The 22,931-nt window shown below is 61.0% G+C and carries 24 protein-coding genes; 11 read left to right on the forward strand and 13 right to left on the reverse strand.

Going from position 1 to position 22,931, the window contains the following annotated elements:
- Nucleotides 1-109 precede the first annotated feature (109 nt).
- A complete protein-coding gene (locus V3W27_RS11535; RefSeq protein WP_007917758.1) occupies nucleotides 110-415 on the forward strand; it encodes a PepSY domain-containing protein in 306 nt (101 codons plus the stop codon).
- A gap of 160 nt (nucleotides 416-575) precedes the next feature.
- Nucleotides 576-1,751, forward strand: a complete 1,176-nt coding sequence (locus V3W27_RS11540; RefSeq protein WP_330206629.1) for a GAF domain-containing sensor histidine kinase — start codon at nucleotides 576-578, stop codon at nucleotides 1,749-1,751.
- Nucleotides 1,752-1,874: 123 nt separating this feature from the next.
- Here V3W27_RS11540 and V3W27_RS11545 read toward each other — a convergent pair whose 3' ends face one another.
- The gene (locus V3W27_RS11545) at nucleotides 1,875-2,321 is read right to left on the reverse strand and encodes a hypothetical protein (protein WP_330206630.1); all 447 of its coding nucleotides are present in this window, start codon (nucleotides 2,319-2,321) and stop codon (nucleotides 1,875-1,877) included.
- Between the two features lie 110 nt (nucleotides 2,322-2,431).
- On the reverse strand, nucleotides 2,432-4,054 hold the full coding sequence (locus V3W27_RS11550; RefSeq protein ID WP_330206631.1) for a methyl-accepting chemotaxis protein: 1,623 nt from the start codon (nucleotides 4,052-4,054) through the stop codon (nucleotides 2,432-2,434).
- A gap of 276 nt (nucleotides 4,055-4,330) precedes the next feature.
- On the opposite strand from V3W27_RS11550, the gene V3W27_RS11555 reads away from it, so the two are divergent.
- Both V3W27_RS11555 and V3W27_RS11560 read left to right on the forward strand, forming a co-directional pair.
- Nucleotides 4,331-5,353, forward strand: coding sequence for a transporter (locus V3W27_RS11555; protein WP_330206632.1), 1,023 nt, complete (start codon nucleotides 4,331-4,333; stop codon nucleotides 5,351-5,353).
- 383 nt (nucleotides 5,354-5,736) lie between these two features.
- Nucleotides 5,737-7,350: an inorganic phosphate transporter gene (locus tag V3W27_RS11560; protein ID WP_330206633.1), complete on the forward strand. Its 1,614-nt coding sequence runs from the start codon at nucleotides 5,737-5,739 to the stop codon at nucleotides 7,348-7,350.
- 121 nt (nucleotides 7,351-7,471) lie between these two features.
- Here V3W27_RS11560 and V3W27_RS11565 read toward each other — a convergent pair whose 3' ends face one another.
- Nucleotides 7,472-8,368, reverse strand: a complete 897-nt coding sequence (locus tag V3W27_RS11565) for a LysR family transcriptional regulator (protein ID WP_330206634.1) — start codon at nucleotides 8,366-8,368, stop codon at nucleotides 7,472-7,474.
- 120 nt (nucleotides 8,369-8,488) lie between these two features.
- Here V3W27_RS11565 and V3W27_RS11570 point away from each other — a divergent pair, with 120 nt between their 5' ends.
- Nucleotides 8,489-9,244: an SDR family NAD(P)-dependent oxidoreductase gene (locus V3W27_RS11570; protein ID WP_123588718.1), complete on the forward strand. Its 756-nt coding sequence runs from the start codon at nucleotides 8,489-8,491 to the stop codon at nucleotides 9,242-9,244.
- A 159-nt stretch (nucleotides 9,245-9,403) separates the two neighbouring features.
- On the opposite strand, the gene V3W27_RS11575 is transcribed toward V3W27_RS11570, so the two are convergent.
- Nucleotides 9,404-9,835: a multidrug/biocide efflux PACE transporter gene (locus V3W27_RS11575; protein ID WP_330206635.1), complete on the reverse strand. Its 432-nt coding sequence runs from the start codon at nucleotides 9,833-9,835 to the stop codon at nucleotides 9,404-9,406.
- Nucleotides 9,836-9,924: 89 nt separating this feature from the next.
- Between V3W27_RS11575 and V3W27_RS11580 the strand changes: the two genes are divergently transcribed.
- A complete protein-coding gene (locus V3W27_RS11580; protein WP_285373566.1) occupies nucleotides 9,925-10,779 on the forward strand; it encodes a LysR family transcriptional regulator in 855 nt (284 codons plus the stop codon).
- 262 nt (nucleotides 10,780-11,041) lie between these two features.
- On the opposite strand, the gene V3W27_RS11585 is transcribed toward V3W27_RS11580, so the two are convergent.
- The 3 genes from V3W27_RS11585 to V3W27_RS11595 are packed head-to-tail and all read right to left on the reverse strand — an operon-like array spanning nucleotide 11,042 to nucleotide 13,074.
- Complete coding sequence (locus V3W27_RS11585) at nucleotides 11,042-12,271, reverse strand: RNA polymerase sigma factor (protein WP_330206636.1); 1,230 nt, start codon at nucleotides 12,269-12,271, stop codon at nucleotides 11,042-11,044.
- A complete protein-coding gene (locus V3W27_RS11590; RefSeq protein WP_003227360.1) occupies nucleotides 12,264-12,608 on the reverse strand; it encodes a YciI family protein in 345 nt (114 codons plus the stop codon). Before V3W27_RS11590 ends, V3W27_RS11585 begins: the two co-directional genes overlap by 8 nt.
- Before the next feature lie 40 nt (nucleotides 12,609-12,648).
- Nucleotides 12,649-13,074, reverse strand: a complete 426-nt coding sequence (locus V3W27_RS11595; protein WP_027612596.1) for a YybH family protein — start codon at nucleotides 13,072-13,074, stop codon at nucleotides 12,649-12,651.
- Nucleotides 13,075-13,215: 141 nt separating this feature from the next.
- Here V3W27_RS11595 and V3W27_RS11600 point away from each other — a divergent pair, with 141 nt between their 5' ends.
- Nucleotides 13,216-13,701 (forward strand): GNAT family N-acetyltransferase, encoded by a 486-nt coding sequence (locus V3W27_RS11600; protein WP_098965211.1) that lies wholly within the window; start codon nucleotides 13,216-13,218, stop codon nucleotides 13,699-13,701.
- Between the two features lie 18 nt (nucleotides 13,702-13,719).
- Nucleotides 13,720-14,325, forward strand: a complete 606-nt coding sequence (locus tag V3W27_RS11605; protein ID WP_330206637.1) for a pyridoxamine 5'-phosphate oxidase family protein — start codon at nucleotides 13,720-13,722, stop codon at nucleotides 14,323-14,325.
- Nucleotides 14,326-14,462: 137 nt separating this feature from the next.
- On the opposite strand, the gene V3W27_RS11610 is transcribed toward V3W27_RS11605, so the two are convergent.
- From V3W27_RS11610 to V3W27_RS11620, 3 genes are all read right to left on the reverse strand, one after another.
- Nucleotides 14,463-14,951 carry a GNAT family N-acetyltransferase gene (locus tag V3W27_RS11610; protein WP_247269592.1) on the reverse strand — a complete coding sequence of 163 codons (489 nt, stop codon included), beginning with the start codon at nucleotides 14,949-14,951 and terminating at the stop codon, nucleotides 14,463-14,465.
- A gap of 324 nt (nucleotides 14,952-15,275) precedes the next feature.
- Entirely contained in the window at nucleotides 15,276-15,773 is a 498-nt protein-coding gene (locus tag V3W27_RS11615) for a GyrI-like domain-containing protein (protein WP_247269593.1), read from the reverse strand.
- 68 nt (nucleotides 15,774-15,841) lie between these two features.
- Nucleotides 15,842-16,504 (reverse strand): LysE family translocator, encoded by a 663-nt coding sequence (locus V3W27_RS11620; protein ID WP_330206638.1) that lies wholly within the window; start codon nucleotides 16,502-16,504, stop codon nucleotides 15,842-15,844.
- Nucleotides 16,505-16,641: 137 nt separating this feature from the next.
- Between V3W27_RS11620 and alaC the strand changes: the two genes are divergently transcribed.
- Nucleotides 16,642-17,859, forward strand: a complete 1,218-nt coding sequence (gene alaC / locus V3W27_RS11625; RefSeq protein ID WP_095137080.1) for an alanine transaminase — start codon at nucleotides 16,642-16,644, stop codon at nucleotides 17,857-17,859.
- Nucleotides 17,860-18,040: 181 nt separating this feature from the next.
- Here the strand turns inward: alaC and V3W27_RS11635 are convergent, their stop codons facing one another.
- Complete coding sequence (locus V3W27_RS11635; RefSeq protein ID WP_027612590.1) at nucleotides 18,041-19,396, reverse strand: GntP family permease; 1,356 nt, start codon at nucleotides 19,394-19,396, stop codon at nucleotides 18,041-18,043.
- An 82-nt stretch (nucleotides 19,397-19,478) separates the two neighbouring features.
- Complete coding sequence (locus V3W27_RS11640; protein ID WP_027612589.1) at nucleotides 19,479-20,012, reverse strand: gluconokinase; 534 nt, start codon at nucleotides 20,010-20,012, stop codon at nucleotides 19,479-19,481.
- 216 nt (nucleotides 20,013-20,228) lie between these two features.
- Here V3W27_RS11640 and V3W27_RS11645 point away from each other — a divergent pair, with 216 nt between their 5' ends.
- A complete protein-coding gene (locus V3W27_RS11645; protein ID WP_330206639.1) occupies nucleotides 20,229-21,260 on the forward strand; it encodes a LacI family DNA-binding transcriptional regulator in 1,032 nt (343 codons plus the stop codon).
- A 143-nt stretch (nucleotides 21,261-21,403) separates the two neighbouring features.
- Here the strand turns inward: V3W27_RS11645 and V3W27_RS11650 are convergent, their stop codons facing one another.
- Nucleotides 21,404-22,276, reverse strand: coding sequence for a LysR family transcriptional regulator (locus V3W27_RS11650; protein WP_330206640.1), 873 nt, complete (start codon nucleotides 22,274-22,276; stop codon nucleotides 21,404-21,406).
- A 120-nt stretch (nucleotides 22,277-22,396) separates the two neighbouring features.
- On the opposite strand from V3W27_RS11650, the gene V3W27_RS11655 reads away from it, so the two are divergent.
- Nucleotides 22,397-22,837, forward strand: a complete 441-nt coding sequence (locus V3W27_RS11655; protein ID WP_096795052.1) for a PACE efflux transporter — start codon at nucleotides 22,397-22,399, stop codon at nucleotides 22,835-22,837.
- The last annotated feature ends 94 nt before the right edge of the window (nucleotides 22,838-22,931 follow it).

Here is a 22,931-nt window from a genome sequence, read left to right on the forward strand (position 1 = left end):
CAGGCTCACTCCTACAAGAGCGCTGCACGCGATGTGGGGTTTTAAGGGTGAGTTAAGTTGCGGTGGTTAACCTGAGCCCACTTCAACGAACAACCCAAGGAATGACCCGATGAAAACTTTGACTGCCCTGTTTACCGCCGCAGCCCTGACCCTGACTGCTGGCCTGGCCCAAGCCGATGTGCGTGTCGACCAGATCCCTGAGTTGGTCAAATCCGGCAAGATCAAGTCGCTGGAGTCGATGAACGCCGAAGCGCTGAAACTGCACCCGGGTGCGACCATCACCGACACCGATCTGGATAACCACTTCAACGGTTACGAGTACGAAGTCGAGCTGAAAACCGCCGACGGCAAAGAGTTCGACGTCGACTTCGACGCCACCACTGGCAAAGTGCTGAGCAACAAGCAAGACACCTGATACACCGCCAAAGCAAAGCCGCACGATCAGCGATCGTGCGGCTTTTTTGCGTCCGTTGCCCGGCGAATCACGCGGATGCAGCCTGAAGGGATGCCAAAACCGCCATCAGACCGCTAGTATGGCGACCATCAGATAACGATTGCAGCCGAGAACGATGGGCATGAGGCAGACAGCGGCAGCAGACATCGCGACAATCGGACGGATCAGCGCGGTTCCGGCGATCCTTCAAGTGATCCGCGAACTGACCGGCCTGCGCTTTGCCGCCGTAGCGCGGGTTACCGAGGATTCGTGGACAGCCTGCGCGGTCCTCGATCAGCTGGATTTCGGCCTGCAGGTTGGTGGCGAGCTGGATGTGGTCACCACGCTGTGCCATGAAATCCGTGCTGCGCACACCTCGGTGGTGATCGACAAGGCCAGCGAAGACCCGCTCTACCGCGATCATCACACCCCGCGCCTGTACAAATTCGAGAGTTATATCTCGGTGCCGGTGTTCCGCACTGACGGGCGGTTTTTCGGCACGATCTGCGCGCTCGATCCGAACCCCGCGCAACTCAAGTCCAGCAGCATCCAGAGCACCATGGAGTCGTTCGCGCGGATGCTCGCATTGCAGATCGAAGCCGAGGAAAACGCGCAGCGCACCGAAACCGCGTTGTTGCAGGAGCGCGAAACCGCCGAGTTGCGCGAACAGTTCATCGCCGTGCTCGGCCACGACTTGCGCAACCCGTTGTTCGCCATCAGCGCCGGCGCTGAAATGCTTCTGCGCAAGCATCCGGATCCGGCCATCGAAGTGCGGATACGCAATATCCTTGGCAGTGCGCAAAGGGCAACGCGGTTGGTGGATGACGTGCTCGACTTTGCTCGCGGACGGTTGGGCAAGGGTATTCCGGTGGATATCCAGCCCTGCGCGGATTTGACCGAAGCCGTACAGCAAGTGGTGACGGAGATTCGCAATGTGCATCCGCAGCGCACAATTCGTGCGTCCATCGGCGACTTGCAGGGCTTGCCCTGTGACCGCGCGCGGATCGCTCAACTGCTGTCGAACCTGTTGGCCAATGCCGTGGCCCATGGCGACCCGGAGGGCGACATTGAGGTCATCGCGCAAGTCGAGCACGGTGCGCTGATGCTGGGGGTGAAGAATCAGGGGCATATTCCCGAGGCGGTTTTGCCGCATCTGTTCCAGCCATACTCGCGCCCAAGCGCCAGCACGCCCCAGGCCGGGCTCGGTCTGGGGCTGTATATCGCCAGCCAGATCGCCCAGTCCCATGGCGGGCATTTGCATGTAGCGTCCACCGCACAGAGCGGCACGCTGTTCACCTTCAGCCTGCCAACCCTCTGAAACACACCGCAGTTCTCTGTAGGAGTGAGCCTGCTCGCGATAGCGGTGTGTCAGTCACCATGAATAAGGCAGATATACCGCTATCGCGAGCAGGCTCACTCCTACAGGGGAATCGCGTGATGCTTAAGCCGAAGTGCTGACCAGCGAGCCCGAGCTGCTCGATCCGGAATCCTGCAACGCCTGCAACAACGCCGCCGTGGCCGTCTGCAACGAAGCCGAAGTGCTGGAGATTTGCGACTCGGCGGAGGCCACGTCGGCAGCCTTGGCATCAGCGTCTTCCTGCTTGGCCTGAGCCGCTTGCAGCGCTTGCTGCTGTTCCTGCAATTGCTTTTGCAACTCGGCGATCTGCTTGCGCAGTGCTTTCACCGAATCCGATTCACCGCTGCTGTCGGAACTGCTGTCGCCTGCCGGAGCCGCGCCCCCGCCAGCCGCCACTTTGCTGGTATCGGCGCTGACGCCAGTGCTGCTGGTGGCAGGGGTCGAGGTGTCGTCACTGGCGTCGCTGATCCTGGTTTTGCTGGTGGCGGTGCTGACGGTCTGATTGATCGAAACGGAGGTGATGCTGACCATGGGCTGGCTCCAATGCCGGTTTTAGATAACCGGCCATCGGCGGCAGTCGTACGGATTTGAGATCGACTGTGTACCGACTCGGTATCCGAACCGGTACACGTCGGCGGACGTCAGGCGCTCAGGCGTGCAGTGACTTCGTTGAGTTGCCCGGACAGGCCGTGCAGGTTCTGGCTGGCGCTTTCAGTGCGCTGCACGCTGTTGAGGTTGGTACTGGCGATCGAGGTGATCTCTGTCAGGTTGCGCGAGATGTCTTCGGCCACCGAGGTCTGCTCTTCGGCGGCGGTAGCGATCTGGCGGTTCATGTCGCGGATCGCTTCCACTGCGTGGGTGATGCGCTCCAGCATCGCACCGGCCTGGGTCACTTGCTCGACACTTTCGTCACTGCGCGCCTGACCGCTTTCGATCGCTTGCGCAGCGTCCACGGCACCGGTCTGCACGTTCTGAATGATCTGATTGATCTCGATGATCGACTCGGCCGTACGCTGCGCCAGATTGCGCACCTCGTCGGCGACCACCGCAAAGCCGCGTCCGGCTTCACCGGCCCGCGCCGCTTCAATCGCCGCGTTGAGCGCCAGCAGGTTGGTCTGTTCGGCGATGCCGCGAATCACTTCCAGCACTTTGCCGATGCGGCCGCTGTCGCTTTCCAGACGACGAATCACTTCCGCGGTGTTGGCGATTTCGCCACGCATCTGAGTGATGGTGTGGATGGTGCCTTGCATGACCTTTTCACCCTGCTGGGCAGACTGGTCGGCATCGTCGGCAGCGCGCGCCGCATCCGCCGCGTGACGGGCGACTTCCTGGGCAGTGGCAGACATTTCGTTCATCGCCGTGGCCACCTGATCGGTGCGGTTGAACTGCTCGTTGGTGCCGCCGGCCATGGTCGTGGCGATCGCATTCAGTTCGCCGCTGGCGCTGTCCAGATCACTGGCACTGCGTTGCAGGTGGGTAAAGGTTTCGGCGAGGAAATCGCGCAGGGTATTGGCCGCGGCGGCGAGGTTGCCCAACTCGTCCTGACGGTCGTTGGCAACGCGCTCGGCGAGGCGCCCACGGCTCAACTGGGTGACGTAGTCGATCAGCTTGCGGATCGGCTCGATCAGGTTGCGGTTGACCAGCCACAGGCTCAGCAAACCGATCAGCAGACCCGAGCCGAGCATCACCAGAATCCCCAGCAGCACGGTGCTGTCAGCACTGGCGCTGATTTGCGCCGACTGTTCGGTGCCCTGCTTGCGCAGCTCGGCGACCAGTTCGCTCATCTGATCGCTGGTGGCACGGTCCACACCTTTGACGGCGCTGTCGCCAGCCGTTGGATCGGCACCCGCAGCGACATAGGCATCGCGGCCCTTCTGGTAAGCGCTGCCGAGTTGGCGGTGCTCATCACGCAAGCGTTCGATGCGGGATTTCAGCGCCGGCTCAAGACCTTTCTGCCCGGCCAGTTCACCGAGAATGTTCTGCACATCGCGCTGACGATCTTCGAACTGGCTCCAGTACTTGGCCAGGTCCGCCGGTTGCTTGCCGCGCAGCAAGACGTTTTTCCACTCCTGCACCTGCACTTTGAATTGCAGGTTGGCCTCGTCGATCAGTTGCGAGGTGTGCAACGGGCCGGCGATCAACTGGCTGTAGTTCTGCACGCCGTTGGACAGGAAATGAAAGCAGGCCAGTGCGATCAACAGCATCGCCAGCAGGCTGCCGCCCAGCAGGGCGAGAATTTGTGCTCTCAAGGATTTATGCAGCATCGCGAGATACTCAGGACAGGGATGAGGCACGCCCGGTAAGGCGTGGAATTTTGCCGGACATCCGTGTCGGCGAGCCTTGGCTCATGGCCAAGCGCGCGCAACGTAACCCAAGCGTGATCGGCGTACCAGAGCGCTTCTTGAAGAAAATCCGACCGCCGGTAAGACATTGATCTGGCGTCACTTTGTCGTCACACAAGTGTCATCTGCGGTTGCGATGATGCGGCTCAGTGAACCTGCCATTCCGCGACCGGCGCCCCCTCCTCGCAGCGAGCCTCCATGAACCACAGCCTCGACATCAGTCATCGCGATCCTGATTTGTTCGGTTTGCTTTACGGCTTCCGTTTTCGTCCCGGTGAACGTGGCCGCGAAGTCGATTCGGCGACCGCCCTGCGTTGTCTGCAAGACGACAGCGACAGTGATGAATTCCTCTGGCTGCACCTGAACCTGGCGCACGCCGCGTGCGAGCGCTGGATGAAAAGTCATCTGCAATTGCCCGAAGAGTTTTTCGAGGCGCTGCACGAAGGTTCGCGCTCGACGCGCATCGAACACGTTGACTCGGCGTTGCTGGCAGTGGTCAACGACGTGGTGTTCAACCTCAGCAGCATGGTTTCCTCAGACGTGTCGACGCTGTGGGTCTGCGTGCGCAGCAAACTGATCGTCAGCGCACGCCTGCAACCGCTGCACTCGGTGGACAAATTGCGTTCGTCGGTGAAGGCCGGCGAATGTTTTCGCTCGCCGTCGGAACTGCTGGTGCACTTGCTGCGTGATCAGGGTGAAGTGCTGACGCAGATCGTGCGCAAGACCAGCATGAGCGTCGATCTGGTCGAGGACGAATTGCTCTCCTCACGCCTGTCGACCAACCGCGCCGAACTCGGCGCCAATCGCCGGGTACTGGTGCGCCTGCAACGGCTGTTGGCGCTGGAGCCGGGTTCGCTGCTGCGCCTGCTCAATCGTCCGCCGCCGTGGCTGCAGAAGGAGGACGTCAAGGAGCTGCGCAAATCCACCGAGGAGTTCGCGCTGATCATCAACGACCTCACCGCCCTCGGCGAGCGGATCAAACTGCTCCAGGAAGAAATCGCCGCCAACCTCAACGAACAGAGCAACCGCACGCTGTTCACCCTGACCGTGGTCACGGTGCTGGCGCTGCCGATCAACATCATTGCCGGTTTTTTCGGCATGAACGTGGGGGGAGTGCCACTGGCGACGGATCCCGAGGGGTTCTGGATTCTGGTGGCGCTGGTCGCGACGTTTACCGTGATTGCCGGGCGCTGGGCGTTTCGCAAGCGTGGGGATTATTGACCCCTGATTTATGTGTTCACCACAGATCTCTGTGGGAGGGGGCTTGCTCCCGAAGGCATCAGGTCAGCCAACATCATCGCTGAATGACAGAACGCATTCGCGAGCAAGCCCGCTCCCACCCCGGATCGCGACCAGCCAAAATACTTCATTCACGGCCCATCTCCTGTGGGAGGGGGCTTGCTCCCGAAGGCGTCAGGTCAGCCAACATCTTCGCTGAATGACAGACCGCATTCGCGAGCAAGCCCGCTCCCACATTAAGATCTTCATCAGCCTTCAGATCAGCGGTGAGCTAATCCGCCAAACACTGACCTGCCGCAGTCTCTCTGTAATATTTAGCAACGATCATGACCGACACTCCTTCCCTCGCTCAGGATTGTCCGCTCATGGCTACTCCCTCCCTGACCGCCCGCCAGGCCTCTGCCCCCAGCGGCCGGCCGGCACTTGATAAAAAACCCGGGCCGTTCACTTACGTGGTGTTCTTCGCGGTGCTCGCCATGGGGATGCTGTTCACCGCTTACAGCATGATGCACGACATGCATGAACTGGGCACCACCGTCACCACCTGGACCCCGTTTTTGCTGCTCGGCGTAGCGCTGCTGATTGCGCTGGGTTTCGAGTTCGTCAACGGTTTCCACGACACCGCCAACGCGGTCGCGACGGTGATCTACACCCACTCGCTGCCGCCGAACGTGGCGGTGGTCTGGTCGGGGTTCTTCAATTTCCTCGGGGTGCTGCTGTCCAGCGGCGCCGTGGCGTTCGGCATCATCGCCCTGCTGCCGGTGGAGCTGATTCTGCAGGTCGGTTCGTCCGCCGGTTTCGCGATGATCTTCGCCCTGCTGATCGCGGCGATCCTGTGGAACCTCGGCACCTGGTGGCTGGGCCTGCCGGCCTCCTCTTCCCACACACTGATCGGCTCGATCATCGGCGTCGGCGTGGCCAATGCCTTGATGCACGGACGCGATGGCACCAGTGGCGTGGACTGGGCGCAGGCGACCAAGATCGGTTACGCCCTGCTGCTGTCGCCGCTGGTGGGCTTCGGCTGTGCGGCGCTGTTGCTGCTGGCCATGCGCGCCTTCATCAAGAATCGCGCGCTGTACAAGGCGCCGGAAGGCAACAACCCGCCACCGTGGTGGATTCGCGGTTTGCTGATCGCCACTTGCACCGGCGTGTCTTTCGCCCACGGCTCCAACGACGGGCAGAAAGGCATGGGCCTGATCATGCTGATTCTGGTTGGCACCTTGCCGATGGCTTACGCGTTGAACCGCACCATGCCCGCCGATCAGGCGCTGCAGTTCGCTGCCGTCGCCGAAGTCACCCAGCAAGCGCTGGTGAAAAACACCCCGCTGCCAGCCCCGGTGGATCCGCGTCCGGTACTGTCCGATTACGTGCGCAGCAAGCAAGCCACGCCGCAACTGATCCCCGCCCTCGCCGCTCTCACCGGGCATATTGGCGAGGAGGTGAAAGGCTATGGCTCGCTGTCGAAAGTCCCGGCCGAGGCCATGGGCAACGTGCGTAACGACATGTACCTGGCCAGCGAAAGCATTCGCCTGATGGACAAGAACAAGGTCGGCAACTTCGACGCCGACACCACTGACAAACTGCAACTGTTCAAACAGCAGATCGACAACGCCACACGCTTTATCCCGCTGTGGGTGAAGATCGCCGTGGCCATCGCCCTGGGCCTCGGCACCATGGTTGGCTGGAAACGAATTGTGGTGACGGTCGGCGAAAAGATCGGCAAGACTCACCTGACCTACGCCCAGGGCGCCTCGGCGGAAACCGTGGCGATGCTGACCATCGGCGCGGCGGACATGTTCGGCTTGCCGGTATCGACCACCCATGTGCTGTCATCGGGTGTGGCCGGGACCATGGTCGCCAATGGCGGTGGTTTGCAGATGAAGACCATCCGCAATCTGCTGATGGCGTGGGTGCTGACCTTGCCGGCGGCGATTTTGCTGTCGGGCAGCCTGTACTGGCTGTTCACCCAGATTTTCTGAACAACCCGGCCCCCCCTGTAGGAGTGAGCCTGCTCGCGATAGCGGCGCTTCAGTCACATCTGCATCGACTGACAGCACGCCATCGCGAGCAGGCTCACTCCTACAGTTGATCTGCGGCGAGTTACAACGTCGAACGGATGACATCGCCCAACCACTCCATGAACACCCGCACCCGCAGCGGCAAATGCCGTTGCCGTGCATACAGGATTGAAATCGCCATCGCCGGCGCGGTGAACTGCGGCAGCACCGTCACCAGCTCACCGGTGTCCAGATGCGGCTGCATGCCGGTGCGCGGCACCTGGATCAGACCAAAGCCGCCCAGGCACGCCGACTCGTAAGCATCGGTGCTGTTGACCGTGACGCTGCCAGCCATCGGCAATCGCCGCACCTGTCCGTCCTGTTCATACACAAACCCTTCCGAGCGCGAACCGAGCACCCCGACGTAGTGCACCAGCCGATGCTGCGCCAGGTCCTCCAGCGTCTGGGGCACGCCGTAACGCTCAAGGTACGCCGGGCTGGCGCAGTTGATCATCGGGAAGTCGCCCAAGTGCCGCGCCACCACCGACTGATCCGGCTGCGCGCCGATGCGTACCACGCAATCGAAACCTTCGCTGAGCAGATCGACGCGGCGGTCGGTGCTGCTGATTTCCAGTTCCAGATTCGGGTGCCGCGCCATGAACTCCGGCAGCAGCGGCATGATCAGGCGCCGCGCGAGGATGTTCGGCATGTCGACACGAATCCGCCCGCTCAGCGAGGCCGGATCCTGCCGAAACAGCCCCTCGATCTCATCCATGTGCGACAGCAGATCCTTGCTGCGCTCGTATAACACCAGACCGTCCTGAGTCGCCTGCACCTTGCGCGTGGTGCGTTGCAGCAGGCGGGTGCCGAGCAGGGTTTCCAGGGCCTGGACATGTTCGGACACCGTCGAGCGCGGCAACCCGAGACTCTCGCCGGCCAGGGTGAAACTCGACAGTTCGCTGACCCGGACGAAGGTGCGCAGCAGTTCCAGTTTGTTCATGAGGACACCCGTTGATTGTTCGGCTGAGTCGATCAGTGATTCCGGTTTCAGTCTGTTTATCACCCCATGGCGGATAAATAAACTTTGCTCATCACCACTCACCGCAATCGAGGATTTCACATGAGCCGCAAAATCGCATTGATCACCGGTGCCAGCCGTGGCCTGGGCAAGAACGCCGCCCTGCACCTCGCCGCCGAAGGCGTGGACATCATCGGCACCTACAACAGCCGCGCCGATGAAGCCCAGGCGCTGGTGGCTGAACTGGAACAACGCGGTGCCAAAGCCGTGATGCTGCAACTGGACGTCGGTCGCAGCGAAACCTTTGCCGATTTCGCCAAACGAGTTGAACAAGCGTTGCAGCAACTGGACCGTCCGCGCTTCGACTTCCTGATCAACAACGCCGGTATCGGTGTGCACGCGGCGTTCGCCGAGACCACCCCGGAACAGTTCGACCTGCTGATGAATATCCAGCTCAAAGGGCCGTTCTTCCTGACGCAACAACTGCTGCCGCTGATCAATGACGGCGGCCGGATCATCAACATCTCCAGCGGCCTGACCCGCTTCAGCCTGCCGGGCTACGCCGCCTATGCGGCGATGAAAGGCGCGATGGAAGTGCTGACCCGCTATCAGGCCAAAGAGCTGGGCGCGCGGCAGATCGGCGTGAACATACTGGCGCCGGGCGCGATCGAGACTGATTTTGGTGGCGGTGCGGTGCGCGACAACGCGGCGTTGAACGCGATGGTCGCGAGCAATACCGCACTGGGTCGCGCCGGGCAGCCGGATGATATTGGTGGCGCGCTGTCGATGCTGCTGGCGCCGGGGGCGCAGTGGATCAACGGGCAGCGGGTTGAAGCATCCGGCGGCATGTTCCTCTAAACCCAAACAGTGTGGCGAGGGAGCTTGCTCCCGCTGGGGTGCGAAGCGCCCCCCAAAACCGGCCAATGCGGTCTGACAGACAGACCGCGTTTATCGGGTTTACGACTGCTACGCAGCCGAGCGGGAGCAAGCTCCCTCGCCACAGTTTGTCTTCCAGACTCAAGCAGCACGGGCCGTCAATAACCGCTCGCGCACCACGTCATAACCCCAGTGATACACATAGGTGTACGGCAGGAAGAACAGCAGCACGCCGATGTCCAGCAAAAACGCCTGCCACAGGCTGACCGACAACCACCAGGCAATCAGCGGCACGCCCATCACGATCAATCCGCCCTCAAACAGCAGCGCATGGACCACCCGGGTCCAGGCGTTGTGCGCGACGTGCAGGCGCTTGAGCATGCGGTCGAAAAAGCCGTTGAACAGCACGTTCCACGCCAGCGCCAGCAGGGCAATCAGCACGGTCACCGCGCCCATGTCCAGCAGCGGTTTGTCCATGATCCACGCCAGCAACGGCGTACAGATCAGGATCGCCAGACACTCGAAACCGATGGCCTGGAAGATACGTTCAGTGATGGATTTGTTGGCAGTCATGGTCTGACTCCTTGAGTGAAGAGGGTTGCCATGATCGGCCACCACACCGATACTTCATAACCAATAACCATCGACCAAGGCGATAGTTCATGGCTTCGCAAGAAGTGCTGTTGGCGTTCGTGCAAGCGGCCACTCAGGGTTCGTTTTCGGCAGCGGCGCGCAAGCTGGGGCGCAGTCAGTCAACCATCAGTGCCGCAGTGGCCAGCCTGGAGATCGATCTGGATCTGATTCTGTTCGACCGCAGCAGCCGCAAACCGACCCTGACTCCGGCCGGCCATGTGATGCTGCAACGGGCCGAGGCGATTCTGGCGGCCACCAGTCGTATGGAAATGAGCGCCCGGCAACTGGCCCAAGGCGTTGAGCCGAAGCTAACCGTGGCGATTTCCGACACCTATCAATCGGCGCGTTTCGAAGCGGCGCTGGTCGGCTTCGAGCAGCGTTACCCGGATCTGGAACTGGAATGCCTGATCGCCGAGTGCGACGACCTGATCGAGTTGGTCCAGCGTGGCCGCGCGCACCTGGCGTTTGCCGAAATGCAGGACACCTATCCACCGGATCTGGTGACCTCGACCGTCGCCGAGCGCACTGACCTGGCGCTGTTCGTCAAAGATGATCATGTGCTGACCCGTGTCGAGCGGGTCGACCAGCAGGTGCTGGAGCAGCATCGCGAGTTGCGCCTGGCGACCATCGTCAATCCCTACGACAGCCGGGCGAAGGGCCGGGTGTGGTCGGCGCCGAGTTACCTGATGCTGATGGAAATGGCGGAGATGGGCTTTGGCTGGGCGGCGCTGCCGCGCTGGCTGGTGGCGCGTTTCGGTAATGGCTCGCTGGTGGAACTGACGGTGCGCGGCTGGCCGCGGCCGGTGTATGTCGATGCGTTGTGGTCGCGGATTTATCCGCCGGGGCCGGCGGGGAGCTGGTTGCTGAGCAAGATGCTGGAATAGAAGCTCCCAATCGCGAGCAAGCCTGATGTTTTCATGCTGACTTTACCGGCCCCTTCGCGAGCAAGCCCGCTCCCACAGTTCGAATGCGCTCACCTGTGGGAGATGCTGGAATAGAAGCTCCCAATCGCGAGCAAACCCGAACTTTTCATGCTGACTTCACTGGCCCCTTCGCGAGCAAGCCCGCTCCCACAGTTGGAATGCGCTCACCTGTGGGAGCGGGCTTGCTCGCGAAGGGGCCAGTATTGCCAATGAATTCCTCGGATCATTCCAGTTCGCTCAGCCGCCCCTCGATAAACCGCCGCTCCGGCTCTTGCCGGGTCAGTTCCAGTGCTCGCCGATACGCCGCCCGCGCCTGCTCCACCCGACCCAACTGCCGACAAAACTCCGCCCGCGCCGAATGCGCCAGGTGGTAATCCTGCAACTCACCGCGATCCAGGATCCCCTCGATCAGCGTCAGCCCCGCCAACGCGCCATCGCGCTTGGCCACTGCCACCGCGCGGTTCAACTCGATCACCGGCGACGGCACCGCCCGCAACAGCACGTCATACAGCCCGACGATTTGCTGCCAGTCGGTTTCTGCCGCTGACGGCGCTTCGGCATGCACCGCGGCAATCGCCGCTTGCAGGCAATACGGCCCGAACCTTCGGGTGGTCAGCGCCCGCTCCACCAGCGCACAACCTTCAGCAATCAACCCGGCATCCCAGCGCGAGCGATCCTGGTCATCCAGCAGGATCAATTCTCCACTGGGTGACGTGCGCGCCGGCCGCCGCGACTCATGCAACAGCATCAACGCCAGCAGGCCCATGACCTCCGGCTCCGGCAGCAATTCCATCAGCAACCGCCCGAGCCGAATCGCCTCGCGAGTCAGATCCTCACGGGTCAGCTCAGCGCCCATCGACGCCGAATAGCCTTCGTTGAACACCAGATAAATCACCCGCAACACGCTGTCGAGGCGCTCCGGCAACTCGCTCAGACTCGGTACTTGATAAGGGATTTTGGCGTCACGAATCTTCGCCTTGGCACGGACGATGCGCTGGGCAATCGCCGCCGGTGCCGAGAGAAACGCGCGGGCGATTTCCTCGGTGGTCAGGTCACAGACTTCACGCAGGGTCAGCGGCACTTGCGCATCCGCCGCCAGCGCCGGGTGACAGCAGGTGAAGATCAGCCGCAGGCGGTCGTCTCCCACGTCTTCGCCACTCCAGTCGGCCTGTTCCAGTTCTTCGAGCTGCGCCAGCAACAACGGCTGCGAGGCCTTGAACCGGGCGCGGCGGCGCAATACATCGATGGCCTTGAAGCGCCCGGTGGACACCAGCCAGGTGCGCGGATTGTCCGGCACGCCGTCGCGCTGCCAGCGCTCGACCGCGACGAAGAACGCCTCGTGCAAGGCTTCTTCGGCGAGATCGAAATCCCCGAGCAGACGAATCAGGGTCGCCAGAATCCGCCGCGAGTCTTCGCGATAGACCTGCTCGACCCGCGCCCGGACTTCAAACATTCAACTGCCGCACCGGGCGTACTTCGACGCTGCCGACCCGAGCCGCCGGAATGTGGCCGGCGACCTGAATCGCTTCGTTGAGATCCTTGGCATCGATCAGGTAGAAACCGGCCAGTTGCTCCTTGGTTTCAGCGAACGGGCCATCGGTGATCGACAGCTTGCCGTTGCGCATGCGCACGGTGGTCGCGGTCTGCACCGACTCCAGCGCTTCGGCCGCGACCATCCGCCCGCTGCCCTGAATCGACTCGGCGTAGGCCCAGCACTCGGCGTCTTCCGGGCTGTCGGGCGAGGTGTGCAGCAGGCGCTCATCGCTGTAGACCAGGCATAGATACTTCATGGCTTTCTCCTGATTCGAACGGATCAACTATGGCTGAAGATCAGGGTTGCACATCGAACAGCGTGCTGCCGCTCATCGGATCGAACGGTGCCGACCAGTGCTCGTGAGCGATTTTCCACGTCCCGCCGACCTGCCGATAGCACGCGGTGGCGCGCATCCAGCAGCTCTGGGTTTCACCCTTGTCGTTGGTGCCGCCGCAATGCGTCACCCAATGGGCGAAGGCGAGGTTGTCGGCGGTCTCGATGGCGATCTCGTGAAACTCGAAAACGTGCGGGCCGGAACACATCTCCATGCAGGCTTCCCAGTGGGCACGGTAGGCCGCTTTGCCCTTGAATTGCAGGGCCTTGATCGCATCGAAGGAGACGATGTCGTCGGTGTACAACGTCATGACCTTGTCGACGTTCTTGGTCATTACCGCGTCGCGGTAGGTATTGATCAGGGTCTGGATTTCAGTCTGTGCGCTCATGGTGTTCTCCGTGGTTTTTGTGCTGAAGACACCCTTAGTCGTTCGGCCATCGTACGGATCGACAGACGAAACAAAAAATTTCCGCCGAACACAAAATCGCTAGAATCCGAGGCTCATCTTTGTAGGAAAAAGGAAATTCCCGTGTCAGCCCAACTCGTGCCGTACGACAGCCTGAACGCCTTGCAGCGTCAGCAAGTCGAGGCGATTGAAATCCATCCCGAGCAGATCAAGTTCTCCGGCGACATCCATGGCGCGCTGCACACGCTGCTGTCCAGACCCGGCCCCGGCGTCAAAGGTTTCGCGCTGCTGGCCGATCAGGTGCCGGTGGCTTTTCTGCTGCTCAAGCGCCCACCGGTGTTGCCGGACTGGGCCGATGAACACAGCGCCACCCTGCACGCCTTGCAGGTCGATCACCGGGCGCAGGGCAAAGGTTACGGCAAGGCTTGCCTGCAGGCGCTGCCCGAGGTGGCGCGTGAAGCATGGCCGGAGATCAAGGGGCTGGAACTGTCGGTGGATGCCGATAACGATGCCGCCATCGCGCTGTACGCCAAACACGGTTTCGTCGACAGCGGCGAAGCGTACAAGGGCCGGGTCGGTTACGAACGGCGTATGGGACTGTTTTTCTAAATCATCGAGGGATGCACGATGATCGATTCAATCGAAGCACTGGAAGCTATTTACGGCCTGCCCCACGACCGCGCGGTGCGCAAGCAGATCGGTTTTCTCAACGAGGATTATCAGGCGATGGTGCGCCTGTCGCCGCTGGTGATCGTCAGCTCGGTGGGCGCCGACGGTCTCGACAATTCGCCGCGCGGTGACAAAGCCGGGTTCGTGCGGATCATTGACCAAAACACCCTGGCCCTGCCGGACCGCCCGGGCAACAATCGCATCGATACACTGCGCAATGTGCTGCACGATCCACGGGTGTCGTTGCTGTTCATCATTCCGGGCATTGGCGAGACCTTGCGGGTCAATGGCACCGCGACCATCAACGCCGATCCTGAGCTGCTGGAAAGCTTTGCGGTGAACGGCAAACCGGCGAAAACGGTGTTGCTGGTGACGGTAGAGGCAGCGTTTTTCCACTGCTCGAAAGCCTTTGTGCGCTCTGACGCCTGGAACCCGGAAACCCACCTGCCGCGCTCGGCCCTGCCCTCTGCCGGCGCCTTCCACAAGCGCCTGAATGACGGGCAGTTTGACGCCGAGACCTACGACCGCGAAGCACCAAAAAGAGTAAGCGACACTCTCTACTGACACCTATCAACGAGTCACCACTGCTCCCCTGTGGGAGCGGGCTTGCCCGCGAAGGCGTCGTGTCAGATAAATCATTGGCAACTGACACACCGCCTTCGCGAGCAAGCCCGCTCCTACATTTGGGCTTGCAGCGATTTTCAGAGGGTCAGAATCATCTCGTGCCACGCCATCCCGCCGTGATCCGACTCCGACGGCTTGATGTAGGCAAAGCCGAACCCGGCGTACAACGGAATGTGCTGTTCCTTGCACATCAAGTGAATCGTCGCCTTGTCCATCCCGCGCATGCGCTCGATGAACTCGGCCATCAGTCGCTTGGCCAAACCCTGGCCCTGATAGTCCGGGTGCACCACCACCGACATGATCACCACGTTCGGCCCTTGCGGGTCGTGACCGATCAGCTCCTTGAACGCCTCGTCGGACATTTGCACATCAAACGCCGCGCCCGAGTTGATGAACCCGGCGACTACGCCGTCTACTTCGACGACGATGAAACCCTCGGGCCAGGTGGCGATGCGCGTGGCGATCTTCTCGCGAGTGGCGGCTTCATCGCCTTCGTAGGCAACGGTTTCGATCGCGTAGCAGCGGTCCAGGTCGGCGGCGGTGACGTTGCGGATGACGGTGTTCATGGCAGCTCGAAAATCAGCGGAGAAAAGTGCGCAAAGCATAAAGGAATAAGGTGTTCATATCGATCCGCGCCAGGGGTGTAAAGCCTGCGTATAAGCGCTTTTCTTCGTGCCGGTGACAGGCTATTCCTGCGGTGTGTCTCTGATCATCCTTGGGGGTAACCGCTTATGAGCAGCGTTGAAATCGGCCTGTTGATGGTGTTGGGCATCAGTACGTTCGGCTTTATCACCTTGGGCATCGACCTGTTGCGGGCGCGACGGCTGGGCAAGGGCAAACGCGGTTGAACAGCATGAGGCGGATCAGTGATCCGCCTCATCGTCATGGGCTCAGGCTTTGCTGTCGACTGGGACGCAGATTTCCAGTTTGCCGGTGTGCAGTCGCGGATTGAAATCGGCGCTGTAGCGTTCCAGTTCCGGGGCATTCAGTTCCACGTAATGGGAAGTCGGTAGCCAGGTCTTGTAGATGTATTGCAGGGTTTGGGGCAACTGGTCGAGCGGTCCCTTGTGCTCGAACACCGCGTACTGCCGGGGCAGCACTTCGACCCACTGATAGACCTTCTGGTCGAGGTCATCGAGCTTGCTGATTTCTACCCCTGCGATGTAGTCGAAGCCACCCTTGCCGTCGAAATTGCTGCAGACGCCGTAGGTCACTTCGTTCTTTTGTCCCGGTATGTTTCCCAAGTGCGGCAAGAACTTTTCCCACAGCGCGGGGATGTCCTTGGTAGCAGTGCCCTGGGTAAATCGACCACGAAATCCCGCGATCAGCAGGAAGTGTCCATGTTCGAAGCGAGGTTCCGCCACTTCGACGCGTTTTTGCTCATCCATGACTCGACTCCTGGAACAAAATTAGGGGTTCGGCTGCTGAGTATAGAAGCCAAACACGATTCGCAATGTCACAAGGTGTGCAACTGGTCGGCAGCGCCGGAGCCAACGAACTCGTTATAACCGGATACGATCACGTAAACCGCGAAATAGCAGAAGATCGCCGCCGATGCCATGTAGGAGTAGCGCAACAGCTTGTCGCCGAGCAACTTGCCGCTGTGGCTTGCGGCAAAGCACAGACCGGCCGACCACAGCAGGCCGGCGCAGAGAAAACCGCCGAGAAACAGCGCCGAGCTGAGCGGGCCGCCGCCACCGGAACGGGCGATCAGGGTGCCGCCAACCGCGGCGAACCACAGAATCGCGCTGGGCGAGGACATGGCGAGGAAGATCCCGCGAAAGAATTCCTTGCGATGCGAGTTCTGCCCCACCTCCGCCGTCGCCGCCAACTGCGCTTCGTGGTGAATCGCCGAATAGATCATCTTCGCCGCAAAGTAGATCAGCAGCGCCGACCCGCCGATCCACAGCACCCAGCGCACGCTTTCGTACTGCAGCAACACGGTCATCCCGGCCAGCGCCAGCACCGCGTAGATCAGGTCGCCGACGCAAGTGCCGAGGCCCAGCGCGAAGCCCTGAAAGTAACCGCGCTGCATCGCCAGGGTGATCATCGCGATGTTGGCTACGCCGATGTCCAGGCACAGCGAAAGGCTCAGCAAGAAGCCGCTGGTGAATTCCATTAAGCATTTCCTTGGAAAAAATTATTGTCGTGCACGCTGGACAGTCTGCCATCGCTGCCCTTATCTTCCGCCACAGGTCACCGCAGTGACCAGCGTCGCTCGGACGGTTCCGGGCGCTTACGTTATCCGAGGCAACAATGGCTGAACAAGGTTCGCCGCGCCGCTTTGCGCGCATAGATCGACTCCCCCCTTACGTTTTCAACATCACCGCCGAGCTGAAGATGGCCGCGCGGCGCCGTGGTGAAGACATCATCGACTTGAGCATGGGCAACCCCGACGGGGCCACGCCGCCACACATCGTCGAAAAACTCGTACAAGTTGCCCAACGTGAAGACACCCACGGTTACTCCACGTCCAAGGGCATTCCGCGCCTGCGCCGGGCTATTTCCAACTGGTACAAGCAACGCTACGCGGTCGATATCGACCCGGAAAGCGAAGCCATTGTCACCATCGGTTCCAAGGAAGGCCTGGCGCACTTGATGCTGGCGACCCTGGATCAGGGCGACACGGTGCTGGTGCCGAACCCGAGTTACCCGATTCACATCTACGGCGCGGTGATTGCCGGCGCCCAGGTGCGTTCGGTGCCGCTGGTGCCGGGCGTGGACTTCTTCGATGAACTGGAGCGGGCGATTCGCGGTTCGATCCCCAAGCCGAAAATGATGATCCTCGGTTTCCCGTCCAATCCCACCGCGCAGTGCGTCGAGCTGGATTTCTTCGAACGGGTGATCGCCCTCGCCAAGCAGTACGACGTGCTGGTGATTCACGACCTGGCCTACGCCGACATCGTCTACGACGGCTGGAAAGCCCCGTCGATCATGCAGGTACCCGGCGCCAAGGACATCGCGGTGGAGTTTTTCACCCTGTCCAAGAGCTACAACATGGCTGGCTGGCGCATCGGTTTCATGGTCGGCAACCCGGAGCTGGTCAACGCCCTGGCGCGGATCAAGAGCTATCACGACTACGGCACCTTCACTCCGCTGCAAGTGGCGGCGATTGCCGCGCTGGAAGGCGATCAGCAATGTGTGCGCGACATCGCCGAGCAGTACCGCCAGCGCCGCAACGTGCTGGTCAAAGGCCTGCATGAGCTGGGCTGGATGGTCGAGAATCCGAAGGCTTCGATGTATGTCTGGGCGAAGATTCCCGAGGCGTACGCGCATCTGGGTTCGCTGGAGTTCGCCAAGAAGCTGCTGGCCGAGGCCAAGGTCTGCGTCTCGCCGGGGGTGGGTTTTGGTGAGTATGGCGATGATCACGTGCGCTTCGCGCTGATCGAGAACCAGGACCGGATTCGTCAGGCGGTGCGCGGGATTCGCGGGATGTTCCGGGCGGATGGCCTGGCCCCGAAAACCACTGCCTGACACCTCCCCCCTGTGGGAGCGGGCTTGCTCGCGAAGGCGTCGTGTCAGTCAACATTTTCAGCGACTGATACACCGCTTTCGCGAGCAAGCCCGCTCCCACAGGGGTAATGCATTCATCCTGATATCGTCGGGCACAAAAAAACCGCATCGCTGCGGTTTTTTTGTGTGTGCAAGAAGCTGCTTAGACGAACAGCGACAACAGCAGGATAAAGCCCAGGCCCACCACCGACAGGATAGTTTCCATAGCGGTCCAGGTCTTGAAGGTTTCGGCCACGGTCATGTTGAAGTACTGCTTCACCAGCCAGAAACCGGCGTCGTTCACGTGGGACAGAATCAACGAACCGGCACCGGTGGCCAGCACCAGCAGCTCACGGTTAACGCCCGGGATCATCCCCACCACCGGCACCACGATGCCGGCGCCCGTGATGGTCGCCACGGTGGCCGAACCGGTGGCGATACGAATCACCGCCGCCACCAGCCATGCCAGCAGAATCGGCGAGATCTGCGCGCTGACTGCCATGTGGCCGATCACGTCGCCCACACCACTGGTCACCAGCATCTGCTTGAAGCCACCGCCAGCACCGATGATCAGGATGATCGCGGCGGTCGGCGCCAGGCTCGCGTCCAGCCACTTGAGCATCTGCTGCGAACCGATGCCCTGCTTGTGACCGAAGGTGTACAGCGACAGCAGCAAGGCCAGCAGCAGGGCCGAGATCGGGTGACCGATCATGTCCATCCAGGTGCGGAAGAAGTGACCGTCCGGCAACGCGACGTCAGCGAAGGTTTTCAGCAGCATCAGGAACACCGGCAACAGCACGGTAATCAGGGTGATGCTGAAGCTCGGCAACTTGGTTGAGTCGTCGCTTTCACGGGCCAGTTGATCAACCAGTTCCTGATTCGGGTGACCGGGGATGTGCTTGGCGATGAAGGTACCGAAGATCGGACCGGCAATGATGGCGGTCGGCAGTGCGACGATCAGACCGTAGAGAATGGTCTTGCCGATGTCAGCGCCGAACACGCCGATGGCCAGCAGCGGGCCCGGGTGCGGTGGCACCAGACCGTGTACCGCGGACAGGCCGGCGAGCAGCGGGATACCGATCTTGATGATCGACACGCCGGTGCGCCGGGCCACGATGAACACCAGCGGAATCAACAGCACGAAGCCGATTTCGAAGAACAGCGGGATACCGACGAGGAACGCGGCGAACATCATTGCCCACTGCACCTTGTCCTTGCCGAAGGCGCGGATCAGTGTCTGGGCGATCTGATCGGCACCACCGGATTCGGCCATCATTTTGCCGAGCATGGTGCCCAGCGCGAGGATGATGCCGACGAAACCGAGCACGCCACCGAAGCCGTCCTGGAACGCCTTGATGATGGTGCCGATCGGCATGCCGGACGTCAGGCCGAGGAACGCGGCCGCGATGGTCAGCGAGATAAAGGGGTGAATCTTGAATTTGGTGATCAGGATAATCAGGCCGATTACCGTGACCACTGCATCGAGCAGCAGGTAGGCGTCGTGGGACATGCCAAACATTGGGGGTGTCTCCTGGCTTGTTGTTGTTATTAAAGCGGGTTAAACAGAATTCGTGAGGACAGCGCTAGCTCTTTCAACACACTCATACCGCCTGTTTCAAACCGTGGGCCTGCCACCAGACGTGCGCCTGGGCAGCCAATTCTTCGACGCTGTGGATCGAAGCATTCAGCGCCAGGGTCAACGGCTCACCTACCGGCGATTCGAGGGTGGCGAACTGGCTTTCGATCAACGTTGCCGGCATAAAGTGGCCCGGACGATGCGATACGCGGTCGGCGGCGACTTCAGGGGTCAGCTCAAGAAACACGAAGCCCAGGCCCGGCAAGGCACTGCGTAGCACTTCGCGATAACTGTGTTTAAGGGCAGAGCAGGTCAGCACCGGGCGTTTACCCGATGCATCGACGCGACGCAGTTCATCGCACAGGCTGTCGAGCCAGCCGGCACGGTCGTCGTCGTTCAGGGGGATCCCCGCGCTCATCTTTTCGATGTTGGCGGCCGGATGAAAAGTATCGCCTTCAATGGCAGTGGCGCCGCTCAATTGGCACAGGGCCTCGCTGACGCACGTCTTGCCGCAACCGGCAACGCCCATGATGACCAGGGCGGTGATGGGATGACTCATATAACACCTCAGCGCGCAGACAGCGCTACCTTTGCTAGCTATGACTCTAGTGCACAGGCAGAAGTTGCCGACGCCTTCTTGTCGTTTTTTTGGGTTGCAGCAGGTTTGTTCCCAACGCCAAAAAGCGAAGATCAGGCAGGACCTCGCTTACGCATTTGCAGCTGCATCAGGACAGCGCTACCTTAGTGCCTTGATTTTTGTTTGGCAAGCCGCCCGATGACCACCCCTAAAAACGATAAAAACACTCGCACCACCGGCCGTCCCACCCTTAATGAAGTTGCCCGCCTCGCCGGCGTGAGCCCGATTACCGCCTCCCGCGCCTTGCGCGGGGTCAGCACCGTGGCCACGGAGCTGGTGGAAAAAGTGCAGAAAGCAGCCAGTGAACTCAACTACGTGGTCAACCCTGCCGCCCGCGCCCTGGCCTCGGCGCAAAGCCATTCGGTGGTGGTGCTGGTGCCATCGCTGTCCAACCTGCTGTTCATCGATACGCTGGAAGCCATTCATCGGGTGCTGACACCCAAGGGCTTCGAAGTGCTGATCGGCAACTTCCACTATTCGCGCGATGAAGAAGAAAACCTGCTGCGCAACTATATGGCCTATCAGCCACGTGGTTTGCTGCTGACCGGCTTCGACCGCACGGAAAGTTCGCGGCGGATGATCGAGGCCAGCAATATTCCCTGCGTGTATATGATGGAACTAGACAGCGCCGCCGGCGTGAATTGCGTGGGTTTCTCCCAGCTCAGCGCCGGCGAAACGGCGGCCGAACATTTGCTCTCGCGCGGTCGCAAGCGTCTGGCCTACATCGGTGCGCAACTCGATCAGCGCACCTTGTTGCGCGGTGAAGGTTTCCGCAAAGCCCTGCAGAAGGCCGGGCGCTACGACCCGGATCTGGAAGTGCTGACGCCGCGCTCCTCGTCCGTGGGCCTGGGCGGTGAGCTGTTCCTGCAACTGCTGGCAGCGCATCCGGATGTGGATGCGATCTTCTTCGGCAACGACGACCTGGCGCAGGGTGCGCTGCTGGAGGCGCTGCGCAACGGGATCAAGATCCCCGAGCAGGTGGCGATTCTCGGCTTCAACGACTTGCCGATGTCCGAACACATGGTGCCGCGCCTGAGCAGCATTAACACCCCGCGTGAAGCGATCGGCCGGCGTGCGGCGGAGCAGATGTTGACGTTGATGGCGGGCAACAGCGTGGCGCGGCCCGTTGAAGATATGGGTTTTGAATTGAAGATTCGCGAGAGTACCTGAAACCTCCTACAAGGATCGCCTGCACACTGCAAAATCCTGTGGGAGCGGGCTTGCTCGCGAAAGCGGTGGATCAGTCAGCACATACTTTTCTGACACACCGCCTTCGCGAGCAAGCCCGCTCCCACAGGAGATCTGAGTCGGGTTCAGTGGCTGAGCAGTTCGACGAGCGCCAGCGCGCCCTTCTGCAGCGGCTGGCTCTTGAGCCACACCGCGTGCACCGGCAGTACCAGGCCGTTTTCGATGTTGCAAAAATTCAGTCGCTTCAAGCGCCCGCTGTCCAGCCACGGCTGCACCACCGACAACGGGAAATTGCCCCAGCCCAGCCCTGCCTCGACCATCTCCAACGCGGTCTCCAGCGTGTCGGTGCGCCAATGCGATTCGGCCACCAGCGGCCGGGTTTCGCTGATCGGCAAGTCGCGGCTGGCGACGAAGATCTGCCGCACATGTACCAGGTCTTCAAGAAACAGATCCTGCCCCTGTAACAGCGGACTGTCCGCTGCGAGCGTGGCGATCATCCGTTCGCTGCCGACAAACTGAAAACGCTCCAGCACGTTCATGCTCAACCCGGCGAACGCCAGACACACGCTGACGCGGCCACTGTGCAGCATCGCCAGCACATCGTCCTGCGGCGCGGTCAGCACTTCGATGTCGAGCAGCGGATGACGCTCGGCAATCACCTTGATCGCGGCGAGCAAGCGGCGACGGTCGACGTCCGCGACCACGCCTATCGACAGCCTGCTCTCCAGCCCCAGCGACAACTCCACCGCATGCACTTGCAGTTGCTTGAGCTGCTCGGCAATCAGCCGCGCGTGGGGCACCAGTGACAGTGCCATCGCTGTCGGCTGCGGCTCGCGATGGCTGCGGTCGAACAAGGCGTAGCCAAGCTCCGCCTCCAGATTGCCGATAGCCATGCTCACCGCCGACGGCACCCGCCCCAAAGCGCGGGCAGCAGCGGAAAACGAGCCACGCTCGATCACTGCGAGGAACAGTTCGATGCTGTCGCTGTTGAAATTCAAAACACCACCTATCACCAAAACTGAAAGCTACTGACTTTTTCTGTCACGCCTATTGAAGCTATCTTTCGCCGCCTTCGCCAGTCCCGCTGGCCATCGAGTTCAAGACAGAGGCAAATCCCCATGCAAGGCGTCAAACGCAAACTGGTCTACGTGTCGCTCTACGAAGTGATCGGCATGACCTTCTCCGCCCTCGGCCTGGCGCTGTTATCCGGCACTTCGCCCGGCAGCACTGGCCCACTGGCGGTGATCATCACCACCATCGCCGTGACCTGGAATTTCATCTACACCTCGCTGTTCGAGCACTGGGAAAGCCGCCAGCAGTCACGCACCCGCACGGTCAAACGGCGCATCGCTCATGCAGTGGGTTTTCAACTGACGCTGATAGTGTTCCTGATTCCGCTGATTGCCTGGTGGATGAACATCAGTCTGGTGCAGGCGTTCCTGTTGGATCTGGCGCTGATCATCTTCATCCCGTGTTACACGTTTGCCTTCAACTGGCTGTTCGATCGCGTCTTCGGCTTGCCGGCCTCGGCGCTGCCCGATTCGACTGCTGCGGCATAAATCGTTAATTGGTAAGCAGTTATTGCAAGAAATCGGCGGTTCTCCGGGGCTAACCGCCGAAATTCACAATCCATCAACTCCGATAGCAGGCTAA

This window comes from Pseudomonas sp. AM14(2022), assembly GCF_036346455.1.
GTDB lineage: Bacteria > Pseudomonadota > Gammaproteobacteria > Pseudomonadales > Pseudomonadaceae > Aquipseudomonas > Aquipseudomonas putida_A.